This window comes from Nocardia sp. NPDC050712 (assembly GCF_040654295.1).
Taxonomy (GTDB): domain Bacteria; phylum Actinomycetota; class Actinomycetes; order Mycobacteriales; family Mycobacteriaceae; genus Nocardia.
The window spans coordinates 2,094,769-2,109,042 of sequence record NZ_JBFAHT010000002.1; the positions used below are offsets into that span (position 1 = coordinate 2,094,769).

14 protein-coding genes and 2 tRNA genes are annotated in these 14,274 nt (G+C 65.2%); 10 read left to right on the top strand and 6 right to left on the bottom strand.

The features are described from left to right. Nucleotides 1-13 precede the first annotated feature (13 nt). Together AB0H76_RS20590 and AB0H76_RS20595 are read right to left on the bottom strand one after the other, a co-directional pair. The gene (locus tag AB0H76_RS20590) at nucleotides 14-1,057 is read right to left on the bottom strand and encodes a 3-oxoacyl-[acyl-carrier-protein] synthase III C-terminal domain-containing protein (protein WP_357326013.1); all 1,044 of its coding nucleotides are present in this window, start codon (nucleotides 1,055-1,057) and stop codon (nucleotides 14-16) included. A gap of 1 nt (nucleotide 1,058) precedes the next feature. Further along, on the bottom strand, nucleotides 1,059-3,212 hold the full coding sequence (locus AB0H76_RS20595; RefSeq protein WP_357326015.1) for an AMP-binding protein: 2,154 nt from the start codon (nucleotides 3,210-3,212) through the stop codon (nucleotides 1,059-1,061). Between the two features lie 248 nt (nucleotides 3,213-3,460). Here AB0H76_RS20595 and AB0H76_RS20600 point away from each other — a divergent pair, with 248 nt between their 5' ends. From AB0H76_RS20600 to AB0H76_RS20625, 6 genes are read left to right on the top strand one after another with little or no spacing between them, the layout of a single operon-like run. Then, the gene (locus tag AB0H76_RS20600) at nucleotides 3,461-4,939 is read left to right on the top strand and encodes an amidase (protein WP_357326018.1); all 1,479 of its coding nucleotides are present in this window, start codon (nucleotides 3,461-3,463) and stop codon (nucleotides 4,937-4,939) included. Further along, nucleotides 4,936-6,483, top strand: coding sequence for an S-methyl-5-thioribose-1-phosphate isomerase (gene mtnA / locus AB0H76_RS20605; protein ID WP_357326021.1), 1,548 nt, complete (start codon nucleotides 4,936-4,938; stop codon nucleotides 6,481-6,483). Before AB0H76_RS20600 ends, mtnA begins: the two co-directional genes overlap by 4 nt. Continuing rightward, entirely contained in the window at nucleotides 6,480-7,115 is a 636-nt protein-coding gene (gene mtnB / locus AB0H76_RS20610) for a methylthioribulose 1-phosphate dehydratase (protein WP_357326024.1), read from the top strand. The genes mtnA and mtnB overlap by 4 nt, the downstream gene beginning before the upstream one ends. After that, nucleotides 7,112-7,693, top strand: a complete 582-nt coding sequence (locus AB0H76_RS20615) for a cupin (protein ID WP_357326026.1) — start codon at nucleotides 7,112-7,114, stop codon at nucleotides 7,691-7,693. Before mtnB ends, AB0H76_RS20615 begins: the two co-directional genes overlap by 4 nt. Beyond that, nucleotides 7,686-8,435, top strand: a complete 750-nt coding sequence (gene mtnC, locus AB0H76_RS20620) for an acireductone synthase (RefSeq protein WP_357326029.1) — start codon at nucleotides 7,686-7,688, stop codon at nucleotides 8,433-8,435. Before AB0H76_RS20615 ends, mtnC begins: the two co-directional genes overlap by 8 nt. Next, on the top strand, nucleotides 8,432-9,247 hold the full coding sequence (locus AB0H76_RS20625; RefSeq protein WP_357326032.1) for an S-methyl-5'-thioadenosine phosphorylase: 816 nt from the start codon (nucleotides 8,432-8,434) through the stop codon (nucleotides 9,245-9,247). Before mtnC ends, AB0H76_RS20625 begins: the two co-directional genes overlap by 4 nt. Nucleotides 9,248-9,372: 125 nt before the next feature. Here the strand turns inward: AB0H76_RS20625 and AB0H76_RS20630 are convergent, their stop codons facing one another. Then, complete coding sequence (locus AB0H76_RS20630; RefSeq protein WP_357326035.1) at nucleotides 9,373-10,428, bottom strand: hypothetical protein; 1,056 nt, start codon at nucleotides 10,426-10,428, stop codon at nucleotides 9,373-9,375. A gap of 186 nt (nucleotides 10,429-10,614) precedes the next feature. Between AB0H76_RS20630 and AB0H76_RS20635 the strand changes: the two genes are divergently transcribed. Together AB0H76_RS20635 and AB0H76_RS20640 are read left to right on the top strand one after the other, a co-directional pair. Then, on the top strand, nucleotides 10,615-10,914 hold the full coding sequence (locus AB0H76_RS20635) for an antibiotic biosynthesis monooxygenase family protein (protein WP_357326037.1): 300 nt from the start codon (nucleotides 10,615-10,617) through the stop codon (nucleotides 10,912-10,914). A 237-nt stretch (nucleotides 10,915-11,151) separates the two neighbouring features. Next, nucleotides 11,152-11,409: a hypothetical protein gene (locus AB0H76_RS20640; protein ID WP_357326040.1), complete on the top strand. Its 258-nt coding sequence runs from the start codon at nucleotides 11,152-11,154 to the stop codon at nucleotides 11,407-11,409. Nucleotides 11,410-11,484: 75 nt separating this feature from the next. Here the strand turns inward: AB0H76_RS20640 and AB0H76_RS20645 are convergent. Together AB0H76_RS20645 and AB0H76_RS20650 are read right to left on the bottom strand one after the other, a co-directional pair. Further along, nucleotides 11,485-11,569: transfer RNA gene (locus AB0H76_RS20645), tRNA-Leu, on the bottom strand. Between the two features lie 157 nt (nucleotides 11,570-11,726). Next, nucleotides 11,727-12,590 carry an NAD(P)-binding domain-containing protein gene (locus AB0H76_RS20650; protein ID WP_357326043.1) on the bottom strand — a complete coding sequence of 288 codons (864 nt, stop codon included), beginning with the start codon at nucleotides 12,588-12,590 and terminating at the stop codon, nucleotides 11,727-11,729. Nucleotides 12,591-12,736: 146 nt separating this feature from the next. Here AB0H76_RS20650 and AB0H76_RS20655 point away from each other — a divergent pair, with 146 nt between their 5' ends. Then, nucleotides 12,737-13,093, top strand: a complete 357-nt coding sequence (locus AB0H76_RS20655; RefSeq protein ID WP_357326045.1) for a helix-turn-helix domain-containing protein — start codon at nucleotides 12,737-12,739, stop codon at nucleotides 13,091-13,093. A gap of 97 nt (nucleotides 13,094-13,190) precedes the next feature. Continuing rightward, nucleotides 13,191-13,275, top strand: a tRNA-Leu gene (locus AB0H76_RS20660). Nucleotides 13,276-13,729: 454 nt separating this feature from the next. On the opposite strand, the gene AB0H76_RS20665 is transcribed toward AB0H76_RS20660, so the two are convergent. Beyond that, nucleotides 13,730-14,092 carry a PLD nuclease N-terminal domain-containing protein gene (locus tag AB0H76_RS20665; RefSeq protein WP_357326048.1) on the bottom strand — a complete coding sequence of 121 codons (363 nt, stop codon included), beginning with the start codon at nucleotides 14,090-14,092 and terminating at the stop codon, nucleotides 13,730-13,732. Nucleotides 14,093-14,274: the final 182 nt, after the last annotated feature.

The window sequence follows — 14,274 nt, forward strand, 5'->3', positions numbered from 1 at the left end:
GTTCCGATCGAAGTCAGAAGACGAAAGTAAAAGCGCCGAAAGACATTCCGGCACTTCCGACCCAGCCGACGGCCCGGTCGCCGGGGCGCACCAGATCCGCCTCCAGAGCCGAGGCGATGGCGGCGGGCACCGACGCGGAAACTACGTTCCCGGTCCGATCGAAGACGTGATGGATGGCCGAGCCCAACCCCACCTTGTCCGCCATGCCCTGCCAGTAGCGCTTGCTGGAGGCGTGCGTGAACAGCGCCTTCACCTCGTCCACCGGCGGTGCGAGCTGTTCGAAGACCGCGAACCCGTCAGCGGCTCCCTGCTCGTGCATTTCGAAACCGAAGGAGGTGAAGTAGCCGACACCGTTCGCGGCCAGCTTGTCCGACGGGTCGCAGTACCCCTCGTAGCCCTCGAGCGTCACATTGCACAGCGGGGCGAGGTCGGGCCGGGAAGCGAAACGAAATTCCCACGGCTCGTTGTCCTCGGCGGTGAGCACGGTCGCGGTGGCGGCCTCGCCCAGGGTGTAGGCCGGGAAGATCGACTCCAGAGCTTCGAGCCGCGGAATCTTGAACAGCTGCGGGAACACCACACCGCCGGAGCGCAGATTGAATTCGGCGTTGACGATCAGCGCGTTGCGGAATTGCCCGGTGCGGAACAGCGATTCGGTGACCTGCACCGCCCTTGTCCAGCTCATGCAGGCGTCCAGGATGTCGAAGCAATGCGCGTTCTGCAGACCGATCGCCGCGGCGGTGTGATAGGCGCCGCCGGGCTCGATGAAACCGCGGCCGATGCCGGTGTAGATCAAGAGATCGATGTCCTCGCGCCGCAATTCGGCCTGCGCGAGGGCCTGGTTCGCGGCCGTGCGCAGCAGGTCGATGGGGCGCTCGCCCGCGTCGAGCCACTGCCGGGAGTCCGAGCCCGCGTATTTCAGGTAGTACTCCACCTTGCGCAGCGCGTCGTCGAAGTCGCCGTCGAAGCTCTGGGCGCTGTGCTCGGTGATGAGCGAGGTGATATCGGCATTGCCGACTGTGCGCGAGGGCAGCCCGGCGACTGCGGAGCGGATTCTCATCTCAGTGCGCTCCCACTGTCGGATCGGACGTCAGGTGCGCGGCAATCGCATCCGTCATCTCGGTCAGCGACGGCGCATCCCACATCAATTCGGGTGGAAAGCGTTTGCCGGACCAGGTTTCCAGATGTTCGTGCAGGGTCATCTGATCCAGCGAGGCGAGGCCGTGCTCGGATAGTGAGCGGGACAGGTCCACCGGCTCCCCCGGCTTCAGGGTGAGAATCCATTGCCGGATGGCGGACAGCAGGCCCTGCTGTACCAGTGTGCGCATGGACGGCATCCCCGCGCCTTCGGATTCGGTTGCGGGACTGCTGGTTTCCAGAGACACGGCGGCTTCCCATCGGTAGGCCTCGCTGAGCGCACCCGCGAGGAAATCGGACCTACAGTGCTGTCGGCGGAGCTTGCCGCTGGTGGTGCGGGGCACGGAGCCCGGTTCGATGAGCACAATCGCGGCCGGCGCGATGCCGTGCTGACGGGCGACGGCGTCATGGATCACCGCGACCAGCTGCTCCGCATCGCGATCTCCGGCAGGTTCGGCGGCCAGGATCAGGCTCTCCTGCCCTTCGCGATCCACCGAGAACGCGAGAACCGCGCCTGCGCGCAATGATTCATCGCAGTTGATAACCGTGGCCTCGATATCCTCGAGGTAGTAGTTGACGCCGTTGATGATCATCAGGTTCTTGATTCGGCCACAGATGTAGAGCTCGCCCTCGTGCACGAAACCGAGGTCGCCGGTGCGGAGATAGGTGCGGTCGTCACCGGCGTCGGCGATCCGGGCCTGGAAGACGGCCGCGCTGTCTTCTGGGCGACCCCAGTAGCCGGGTGCCACGATGGGACCGCTCACCCAGATCTCGCCGACCTCGTCGTCTGCCACCCGAGTGCCGGATTGCGGTGCGACGATGGCGATTTCGGTCGGGCTCGTGGCGAAGCCACAGGCGACCAACTCCGTGGACGCGGTCATTTCGCCCGGCACTGCCTTGCCCCGGCCCAACGACTCGGTGTCGAAGCACGTCGCGACGTAGGACGCGAATTCGCTGCCCGAGCTCACTTTCAGAGTGGCCTCGGCCAATCCGTACCCCGGCGTCACCGCGGTGGGTCGCAGTCCGTGCGGCAGGAAGGTTTCCTGGAAGCGGTCCAGCGTGGCCTTGCGGACCGGTTCGGCGCCATTGCTGAGCACGCGCCAGCTGCTCAAATCGAGTTGCGACCGCTGCTGCGGCGTGGTCTTGTCCACGCACAGATCGAAGGCGAAATTCGGTGCGCCGCTGTGGGTTCCGCGATAGGTCGACACGGCGGACAGCCACCGGATCGGTTCTTTGACGAAGGTGGCCGGTGCCATCAGCACCGCGCGGATGCCGACGTATACCGGCAGCAACACGCCACTGACCTGCCCGAAGTCGTGGAAATGCGGTAACCAGGACACGACTGTGCTGTCGGAATCGACACCCCAGCTGCGCCCCAATTCGTCGCACTGCTGCAGCATCATTCCGTGCGTGATAATGACGCCTTTCGGCATCGACGTGGATCCCGAGGTGTATTGCAGATAGCCGATATCAGCGGCAGCTGGATTTATCTCCGGCGGTGCGCCGGTTGTCGCCTCGACAGCGTCGACCGGGATTCGAGGCAGTGATTCAACAAATGTCTCGCCATTCAGTTCTGCCAGAGCGGAGAGGACAGCCGAGGTGCTGAGCACGATGCCCGCCCGGCTGTCCCGGGCTACCTCATCGATATGGTCTATACGCGAGCGCTGGGGCGGGAACAGCGGTATCCCGATCACGCCGGCGTAGAGGCAGGCATAGAAGGACACGACATAGTCGAGTCCTGGCGGATGAAGTAGCAGCGCACGGTCACCCGCACTTACTTCGCAGGTCAGCCGATACGCCAGCGCTCGAACGCGCTGGTCGAGTTCACGGTAGGTGAGCGTGTCGGCCGCCCGGCCCTCGTCGTCGAGGAACACGAAGGCGACCTGCTCCCCCTGCTTCGCGACACGCTCGTCCATCAGCTCGATCCAATTATCGAACGAGACGGCAGGAATTGATGCTGAATTAATCATTGACACACTCGACAATCTGCCCGGATCCCACCTTTTGGGCGTGGAAAAATCCAGACTCTGATTCCGGACATTTTCCGGGTTCGCCTCATGTTGCACCGAAGATTTCACGCCGTATGCACTTCTACGCCGAAGTTGCCCGTTCGGAAATCTATTGCAGACGTTAGACGAGGCTTCGGGAGTCCGTCAACCGATGGAATTAAATTCGGTTGTATGACATCTATGTTAACCAGCCCGCCCGAAAACGGGTCCTACCTGCGGATACATGCCGCTGAACACGTTGCGCTTCAATCTATTTGACTGTTATTCATCTGAACCACGCCCCCCTGCAAGCACTTTCGGAGATATAGTCTGCGACCATGGCAAGCATCGACTTGGTCTTCGCTCCCGCCGTCGCATTGGCGCAACAGATCCGCAACGGGCACCTCTCGCCGGTGGAGGTCACCGACGCCTACCTCGCCCGCATCGAAGCAGTGAACACCGACCTCAACGCCTACGTCACCGTGCTCGGCGACCAAGCCCGCGCGGCAGCGAAGGTGGCCGAGCAACAGGTACGCCGAGGCCGGCTGCGTGGTCCGCTGCACGGCGTCCCGATCGCCGTCAAAGATTTGTTCGACCTGCTGGCCGGAGTGCCGAACACGTTCGGCGTCAAGGAGTTCGCGGGCTATGTACCCGAGGAAACCGCGCCGCACGTGGCGCGCTTGGAGGGACTCGGCGCTATCATTCTCGGCAAGACCAACACTCCCGAATTCGGCCACAAGGCCACTACCGACAACCGCTTGTTCGGCCCGACCAGCACCCCCTTCGCAGCCGGGCACAACGCGGGCGGATCCTCCGGCGGCAGCGCCGCGGCCGTCGCCGCCGGAATGTGCGCGCTGGCCCAGGGTTCCGACGGCGGCGGCTCGGTCCGCATCCCCGCCGCACTCTGCGGTGTAGTGGGCCTCAAACCCAGTTACGGCCTGCTCGCGGGGGTCGTCCGCCCCGACGCCTTCTTCACCTTCAACCCGTTCATGGGCAACGGCCCGCTGGCCCGCTCGGTCGAGGACTGCACCCTCATGCTGGAGGCCATGGCCGGATTCGACGCGCGCGATCCCGGAAGCGTGCCCCTGCCGGTGACCTCTTTCCGGGACGCCCTGCTCCGGTCCGCCGAAGGTTTGCGCGTCGCCTACCTCCCGACTCTCGGCGGCTTCCCGGTGGCCTCGGACGTCCGCACCGTCATCGACGCCGCCGCGCGCAGCCTCGAGTCCGCCGGTGTCATCGTCGAACAGCCCGAATTCACCCTGCCCGCCTCCCATACCGAGGTCACCGACCTATGGCTGCGCTACACCGGTTCGGCCATGATCGGCCTCATCGAAACCTTCGCCGACTCCGGACTCGACCTACGCGCGCTCGCTTGGGATAACCTGCCGCCGCAACTGCGCGAAATGACCGACCGCGCAGTAGGTTTCGATACCGCCTCGACCCGTCGCGACCAATTCCTGCGCACCGCGGTCTTCGACGCCCTCACCACGCTCTTCGACCAGTACGACGCCATCATCACCCCCACCACGGCCGTGGCCGGCATCCCCAACGCCGCCGACGGATGGACCGTGGGCCCCACACAGGTCGACGGCGAACCGGTCGATCCCGTGCTCGGCTGGTGTCTGACCCACCCCTTCAACTACACCGGCAGCCCGGCGATCTCCATTCCCGCCGGCCGCACCCCGGACGGCTTCCCCGTCGGCCTCCAGATCGCCGGCCGCCGCTTCCGTGACGACACCGTCCTCACACTCGCTGCGACGCTCGAACGGATTCTCTTGTTCCACAACAACTTCCCCCCAGGTAAGGAAATTCGGTGACCCCGCCCCACACTGATCTATCGCTGATGTGGGCCGACGGCGTCATCGTCGCAGTCGATCAGCGTGCCCTCCCGCATGAGTATCGCCTCTTGCGGCTGGGGACGGTCGACGAGCTCATCGATGCCATCGGGTCGCTGGCGGTCCGGGGCGCCCCCGCGCTCGGGCTCGCCGGGGCGCTGGGTGTCGCGCTGTCCGCGCATCTGCATCGCTCCGGCGAGGACGTCGACGAGACGGCGGTGCGGGCAGATGCCGAGCGTTTGGCCGCGGCCCGGCCTACCGCCGTGAACCTCGCATGGGGAGTGCGCCGCGCCGCGGCTCGTCTGCCGGCCGGCCCCGAAGCCGTGCTCGAGGAGGCGATGCGGATGCTGAGCGAGGACGCGACGGCCAACCGGGCTGCCGCGCAACGAGCGGCGGACCTGGTGCAGACACTGGCTCCGGACCGTCCGCTGCGCGTGCTGACGCACTGCAACACCGGCCGCTTGGCTACCGCCGCGGTGGGGACAGCGCTGGGCACGATTCTGGAGCTTGCCGACCGCGGCCGGATCGAAGAGGTTCTGGTGGACGAAACCCGTCCGTTGCTGCAGGGCGCACGCCTGACCACGTGGGAACTTGGGCAAGCGGGGGTGCCCTATCGGCTGTGCGTGGATTCGGCCGCGGCCGCCGCGATGGACCGGGGCCTGGTGGACATCGTGCTGGTAGGAGCAGACCGTATCGCGGACAACGGCGATACGGCCAACAAGATCGGCACCTACGGGCTCGCTGTCGCCGCCGCCCGGCACGACATCCCCTTCGTTGTTGTCGCCCCCGAGTCCACCTGGGATCGAGGTCTGCCCGATGGCTCCGGAATCGTGGTGGAGGAACGCGCCGCCGACGAAGTAACCGGTTTCGCCGGTGCGTTGATCGCTCCGGCCGACGCCTCGGCGTACAACCCTGCCTTCGACGTCACTCCCGCCGAACTGATTACGGCGCTGGTCTCCGAAAAGGAATGCACACGCCCCCGCGGGTACCGCGGTGGCGGCCCGGACTCGTCCGAAATCGCTGCCCTGCTGCAACAATTCCCCGACTACCCGGCCCCGGGAGTGGTCTTCCGCGATCTGGCCGGACTCTACGCCGAGCCCGGCATGCTTGCCCGCCTGGTAAGCCGCGTGACCCGCGAAGTAGGCGGGAACTTCGACCGAATTCTGGCCGTGGAATCCCGGGGGTTCGTCTTGGGGGCAGCTCTGGCCGCCTACACCCGCGTTCCACTGACCCTCGCCCGCAAGCCCGGGAAACTGCCGGGACCGGTGCACCAGGCCGGCTACGAACTCGAGTACGGCACCGACCAACTGGAGATGCAGAAGGGCGCGGTCGGCCCTGGCGATCGAGTGCTGTGTGTGGACGATGTACTGGCAACCGGCGGCACCCTGCAAGCCGCGGCCCAGCTCGTCACCCTCGCCGGCGCGCAGGTGGCGGGTCTGGTCGCGCTGGTGGCGCTGACGGGGCTGGGCGCTCCGGAACGCCTGGCCGATTACCCGCTGTTGACCCTGTGCGAGGTTCCGGCATGAACCTCGATCCGTTGGCTGAGACGCTGTCGCTGTTCTCCATGCGCATGTACGAACGCGGCTGGATGCCCGGGACATCCGGGAACATCTCGGCACGACTACCCGGGACGGACCGCGCGCTCATCACGGCGAGCGGCCGGGACAAAGGCGAGCTGACGAGCCGCGACATGGTGGTGATCCATGCGGACACGGGCCAGATCGCAGAACACACGACCGTGCGCGCGTCCGCAGAGACCTCGATCCATGCCGCTGTCTATCGCACGACCGACGCGCAAGCGATCATCCATGTGCACTCTCCCTATGCCACCGCTGTCGCCTACCGCGCCGGTCGCCGCGCCGAAACAACAGTGGTGCGCATGGAACGGTTCGAACTTCTCAAAGGCCTGGGTGTCCCCGACCCCGCGGCCGTCGCCCTGCCGGTGTTCCCCAATTGGTCCGAAGTCTCCCGCATCGCGGTAGACGTGGCCGAGTACTACGAACATGTCTCCGGCGCACCGCCCGCCCTGCTCCTTGCCGACCACGGCATCACCGCATGGGGCGAGGACCTGGCCCAGGCTCGCAACCGGTTGGAATGCCTGGAGTCAATCTGTCACCTGCTGACGATCAATGGCTATGGAGAGAAGGTCCAACAGTGACATTTCTACAGGTTATGCCCGAGAACGCACCGGATCGCGTACTGCTTCGCACCCGGGATGAGACGCAGATCGCCGACGCCCTGCGGGAATGCGCAGTGCAGTTGCGCCGCTGGCCCGCGAACGACACTGTCCGGCCCGGCGCCTCGGCGGAAGAGGTTCTCGCACATTACCGTTCGGCAGTGGACGAGCTGTGCGCCCAGGAAAACCTGCGGCTGGTCGATGTCGTCCAGTTCCATCCCGAAGACACCCCGGCGTGGCGCGAACAAGCGGCCAAGGCTCGCGACACGTTCCTCGAGGAGCACCGGCACGGCGAGAACGAAGTCCGGTTCTTCGCGCGCGGAGCCGGTTGCTTCTACCTCCATGTGAACCAGCGGGTCTACGCCGTGGTGTGCGAGGCCGGCGACCTGATCTCGGTGCCGGCGGGAACAACGCACTGGTTCGATATGGGACCGCGCCCAGATTTTTGCGCGGTGCGCTTCTTCGAACAGGAAGACGGCTGGATCGGGGATTTCACCGGTAGCGATATCGCACAGCGTTTCCCACGGTTGGACGACCTACCGGCGGGCATCAGTGCGTAGCGTGGCCGCCGGGCTGCGACCGGTTGCGGCGGTAGTCCTCGATGTCGAGGGCACCGTCGGCTCCATCGACCATGTGCACGGTGTGCTGTATCCCTATGCGCGGGCGCGCCTAGCCGATTGGTTCGCCCAGCGCCGGGGCACCGGCCACCACGCGACACTGCTGGCCGAAGTACGAGCGCTCACCGGCGACCCCGGCCTCGACGAGGCCGAAGTAGTGTCCGCGCTGGTCAAGTGGTCGGACGGCGACGTCAAGGCCCAGCCGCTGAAGTCTGTGCAGGCGATGATCTGGGCCGAGGGCTATGCGTCCGGCCTCCTCGAGGGGCACGTCTATCCCGAGGTGCCGGCCGTGCTGGACCGGTGGCGGCAGCTGGGAATCGCCTGTTATATCTACTCGTCGGGGACGCGGGCCGCGCAACGGAACTGGTTCGCCCACAGCAACTTCGGCGATCTGACCGCACTGCTGAATGGATACTTCGATCTGGCGGTCGCGGGTAGCAAGCGGGAGGCCGAATCCTATCGGGCAATCACGCGGACGATCCAGGTGCCGCCGAACGCCACAGTCTTCCTCAGTGACGTTCGAGAGGAACTCGACGCGGCCGCGCTGGCCGGGTGGCAGACCATCGGAGTGCGTCGAGCCGGCGACCCACGGGGCGCCACCGTCCAGGGATATCAGACGTTGAACTCCCTGGACGATATCCAGTTGCTACCCGGGGGCCAAGACGAATGGAACGGGAAATCATGAGCGAGGAAACCAGCACGATGGCGGAGATCGGTGTCATCGGCGGCAGCGGATTCTACGAACTTTTGACCGATGCCGAACAAATCCGAGTCGACACTCCCTTCGGGGAGCCGTCCGACGAGATAGCGGTCGGCACAGTCGCCGGACGCCGGGTGGCGTTCATCCCACGACACGGCCGTGACCACCGCTTCCCACCACACAAGATCAACTACCGAGCGAACCTCTGGGCGCTGAGGTCCCTCGGGGTGCGCCAGGTCCTCGCCCCCTGCGCGGTTGGTTCACTACGCCCCGATCTGCCGCCGGGGACGATCGTGGTGCCGGACCAGTTGGTGGATCGCACCAGCGGACGTGTTCAGACGTTCTATGACTCGGGTGCCGTCCACGCGCCATTCGCGGATCCCTACTGTGCGGACGGCCGCACGGCGGTATTGAAAAGCGCCGCCGAGGCCAACACCGAGGTGACCGATGGCGGCACCATGGTCGTCATCGAAGGCCCCCGGTTTTCCACCCGAGCGGAGTCGCAATGGTTCGCCGCGGCCGGCTGGTCGCTGGTCAACATGACCGGACATCCGGAGTCGGTGCTCGCCCGCGAACTCGCCCTCTGCTACATCTCATTGGCTCTCGTGACCGACGTCGACGCGGGCATCGACGCCCACGAAAGTGTCGACCAGGAAACGGTATTCCGGGTTTTCGCGCAGAACACCGAGCGGATGCGCGGGCTGGTACTGGGAGCGATCGGGGCACTGCCCGAACATCGGGCCTGCCGCTGTGCCACCTCCCTCGATGGTTTACAGCTGCCCTTCCAGCTTCCTTGAGTTCATCATGCGTGCATGCACGGCCGAAGGCAGGGTGCCGACACGTCCACAGCGCACTGCAGCAATACGGCACGCACTTCCTCGGGCAACGTCGACGCCATCGTCGTGGCGCTGTGATCGGCCGATCACAGCAGCTGCGGGTTGGCGGCACGCATGTGGGCTATCGCGCAGTCGGGGAACAATTCCCGCGGAGTGACCGTAGCGCGTCCATCGTGGTTCATGACTATCGCGTGGCGAGAGATAGACAGCTTGGTAACTCTGTCGTAGCGCACATGGCCGTAGAACTCGGGGGTTCGCACCTCGACCGCATCGGAGCCGAAGCGGGTGGCGAACACCCCGCCGTCGGCGGCGGAGTTTGCGAATCTTCGTCGTAGTCGAACGAAGCCGACCGCCGCCGTCGTCGAGCGGGCGGCCAGTGCGATAAGGATCATCATGCCCGCACCGACGGCGCCGGCGAACAGCCCTTGCTTGCCCGCGATCACAACGGCGACCAGCATGAGTATCGCGGCAACGGCGGCATTGGCCTGAGTCAACTGCCGGGCCCTTCGCCAGGTGACCGCCCAGGCCAGCTGTACGGCGGTGTGGGATCCCGCGGTAACCGTGGCAGTCGGCTGATCCAGCAACGGCAGCGGGGGTAGCTGGGGCAGAGTGGCGACATCTTCGCGTCCTGAGATTCGACCGCGAACACAGTCGATCACGGTGTCCGGGAACAATTGCCGCGGAAATGCGATGTCGGTATCAATCATGCGGAGTGTGACCGAAGTCGGCTCCACTGTTATCGCTCGGAAGCGCCCGTACTGGAAGCGAGCTCGGTAGTTGGCGTCTTGCAGTTCGAAGGCTTCCTGGCCGAAGCGGATGCGCAGTGTCTGTTCCTCGGGCGGAATCACGGCTACGTGCGACCGAGCCAACGGTCCCTTTCCCAGCTGCCGCAGAAGCATTGAGGAAGCGGCCGCGACGGCCACCACGATCGCGATATCGTGGTGCCGCGCCACCCACATCGCGGCCATCACGACGATCAAGACCGAATACGTCGAGCCCACCAGCCAGCCATGCATCCGAGCGCGCCGACGAACGAGAGCCTTCATCAGTGCGACGCACTCCGGTGTACCCACCACCTCGGCGTCCGGTTGCTCCATCACCGATATCGGCGGCAATGGGCTGACGTCGATCTGATCACACACGCAACATGAATCGGAATCCGCTGGCGTGGTGATACATAACCGCCGCGAAGCTCACGCTCATCGGCATGGCAGTGCGTTCGGCCACCGCAAGAAGTCCTCGCCCATCGATCTTCCTAGGACCGACGGTCGACGACGGCCAGCCCGGACGCTTCCACCACGTCCATCGGCGACAACTACGGTGACCCCATGTTCATGCTCCACGGCCGTCTCGGCGCCAAGCCGGGCAAACGCGATCAGTTGTTGAAGATCCTTACTGACGGCGAGACCGCAGCGCCGATACCTGGCTGCCGTCTCTACGTCATAGCGATCGACGAAACAGACGACGAGGGCGTGTGGGTAACTGAGATCTGGGAGTCCGAGTCAGATCACACCGCATCGTTGCAGCGCGATGAGGTCAGGGAACGAATCGCGCAAGCGATGGCCCTGGTGGACGTCAGCGGAAGACGTAAGCAGCGACTCGATGCCCTCACCGGAATTCCTGAATGACCTTGCCTGTGCCGCACAGTCGGTAACGCACGCCATTCGGCATGATGGCGCGTTCGGCCGGCCGCAGCCCGGCCGGTCCGAACAGCCTTGTAAGCGGCATGAGCGGGCGTTGCTGTGCCGGTATCGAGTACTTCGAGTTTGTCCGGACTGCTGAAGTTTTCGACCCTCGCCACGCCACAGCGGTCATGATTTGAGGGCGTTACTTCATGGATCGCCAACAACGAGATGAGGTATGTCATGGCGCTGGAAGCATGGACCGGCCAGACCGGCGGCGACGAGATCGAGGTGATCTTCGACGGCAAGGTCTACAGCAACGCCTGGTGGGTCGAGCCACAGCACTGCCCAGGGAAATGGCAGGAAGACCCGAGCCAGAATCCGTGGCGCGTCAAACGCCCTGCCACCGCGAACGAACTGGCCGAACTCGGCAACCAGAAATTACCGAGGGTCTTACCGTCACCACTGCCGGCGAACACCGCCGTATACAGTTCGGCCTGAAGCTGACCTACGACCACGCAAAAAGAGCGATTGTGGCTGAAGTTCAGCCACAATCGCCCATGTGCGTAATAGTTGTGTCCGGAGGGGGACTTGAACCCCCACGCCCGTTAAAGGGCACTAGCACCTCAAGCTAGCGCGTCTGCCATTCCGCCACCCGGACCGGTGTGCTCAGCAAGGTTAACGGATGTGTCCGCTGGGACCAAATCGCCCGACCGGGGGGTGTCGAAGTTACGAATTCGAGCAGGTCAGCGCAATAGTTCGGCAGATACCGCGCGGGCCGCGGGAGCCGGATCACTCCCCCGGCTCCCGTGTGATCCTCAGCGCAGTTCTTCGAAGGTCCGTTCGAAGGCCAAGGCGCCGTGCCCGGCGGCGACCTGACGGTCGATTAGGCTCTTGATCGGCGCCACGACATCGAGAGCCACCCCGGCATCCGCGCTCGCCCGCACGATGGCGTCGAGTGCGGCCTTCTGGAAGGCGAGGTGCTGCACCTCGGCCGCGTAATCGCCGGATTCGATGATGCGTCCGAATTCGGGCAGGCTCTGCGTCATCGCGCTGACCCAGCCGGCCGCCCGGTGCGCGAACGCCTCCACCGACTGGCCGGCGGACGCGACCATCGCCGCGGCGTGCAGGAAGCCGGTGAACATCGTGTACATGTTCGCCAGCAACGCGAAGTCGTACAGCGCGGCCAGACCGGGATCGTCGCCGAAATACTCTGCCGTGCCGAGCAATTCGAGCATCTCGCGACTACGGTCGAACACCTCCCGCGACCCGCTGTACAGCAGCGACGAACCCGGCTGCCCGATCATCGGCGGCACCGCCATGATGCCGCCGTCGAGATAGTCGATGCCGTGCTCGGCCGCCCAGCGCGCGAGTTCCCGGGAATCCTCGGGCGCGGTGCTGGTGAGGTTGATCAGCTGACGACCCCGCAAGTGCTCGACGACCGGGTCCAGGACGCTGTGCACCGAGGCGTGGTCGAGCAGCACCGCGACGACCACCTCACCGGCCGCGACCGCGGTGGCGATCGACGCGGCCCCGGTGGCTCCGGCCGCGACCAACTCGGCATCTTTACCCGGCGAACGATTCCAGACCGTCGTCGGATGGCCGCCCTTCAGGAACGCCGCGGCCAGCGCCTGGCCCATAGCGCCGAGACCGAGAACTGTGACTGTGGTGTGCTCCGCCATTGCGGGTCAACTCCTCTGAAGCAGGGATGGTTGGTGGTTCAGCGCACTGGAACCAACCGTGCTGCAAGGCCGTTGATCGGACAAGTACCTACTATTTAGTCCGGTACTTACCGCCGAGTGTGTGACCAGGTAGCGAAGGGATAGCGATGACCGCGAAGAGACACGGGCCATACTTCTGCGGCATCGACGCGGCCATGGACGTGCTCGGCGGCAAATGGAAGGTCCTGATCCTCTGGGAGCTGCAGGAGAACGGAGTGCGCCGCTTCGGCGAGCTGCGCCGCGGCCTGCCCGGCGTCTCGGAAAAGATGCTCATCCAGCATCTGCGCGAACTCGAAGAGGACGGCATCGTCCGCCGCGAGGTCTTCCCCGAGATCCCGCCGCGCGTCGAGTACGAACTCACCGAACTGGGCTCGGCACTCAACGCGGCCCTGGAACCCCTCGGCGCCTGGGGCCGCGCCCGCATCGACCGCATCGGCGCGGAACGAGTCCACCTACCCGCCTGAACCGGAGGCGATTGGCGCCCACCCACCTTCATTGTCTATAGTTCCCCAGGCGCGGTTGATCTTGTACCCACCTGCGCCCCAACTGAATACAACACCTGTCCGGGTGGCGGAATGGCAGACGCGCTAGCTTGAGGTGCTAGTGCCCTTTAACGGGCGTGGGGGTTCAAGTCCCCCTTCGGACACACTTTCTCGTCCTACGAGACGAATACGGCCCTCTATGGCTTGCCGCCACTGGTGATCGGACCATGTCGCCAGCCCGCGGCGGACGGCTCGAAGCGATGCCCCGACACCGCAGAGCCGAGTCCACATCGTCTGCGGCTCGGCCCTTCTCACCCCCGCCGGACGCCCGACCGAAAGAACCATCCTCGACGCGCTCGCCTGGTCCCCCGGCACTCGGATCGCCGTGCAGCCAACCCTGCCCGGCGTGATTCTGATCGACAGCCGACATCAGTTGATCGTGAAGATCGTCAGCCCAATCCACCGACTGCGCACGCAGCTGGAATACGTGTGGTCCACAGCAGTGCTTACGCGCCGCACGACTTCGATTGGATGACACCAATCCTCGCTCACGCGATGCGGTCCGAGCCGGCGTGGCGTCGCGATACCTCGCTGCGGGACGGCGTCAACGCGAAGTCGTTACTGTTCGCCGCCACCCTGCTGCCGCGCCTGCTCTTGGCGCTTGGCCTCGGCGCGCTGCTGTTCGGCTCGCTGGCGCAGGCCGCGCAGGAATTCTTCGTCGGCCGCCGGATCCTGCGCTACGTAGCGACCCGGGCGGTCGTACTCGGAGTACCGGCTGTTCGACCGCATCCTGGGCGACTCGTTCGGCGGCCGCCCGATGAACAGCCACAGCAGGGCCCCGACCGTCGGCACCAAGACCACGACCACCAGCCACCCGATCTTGGGCAGATGCCGGATTCCGGCCTCGGGAGCGGTGATGATGTCGATCAGGCAGTACACCCACAGTGCCAACGTAATCAGCCCGACAACCGCGTACGGCATCGCAAATCTCCTCATTCATGGGCCGAACGCTCGACCGAAATCCCCACCGAGGCCAAGCAGGCCGAGCTCGAACGATACCGCAATCACTGCCCACATCCGAGGCGAGTATGCGTCGGGCCAGGACTAGGTCATTGGTGGTGTCTTCCCGAAGACACCGTCGGGTCGGAGCCGCCCTCGCGTGT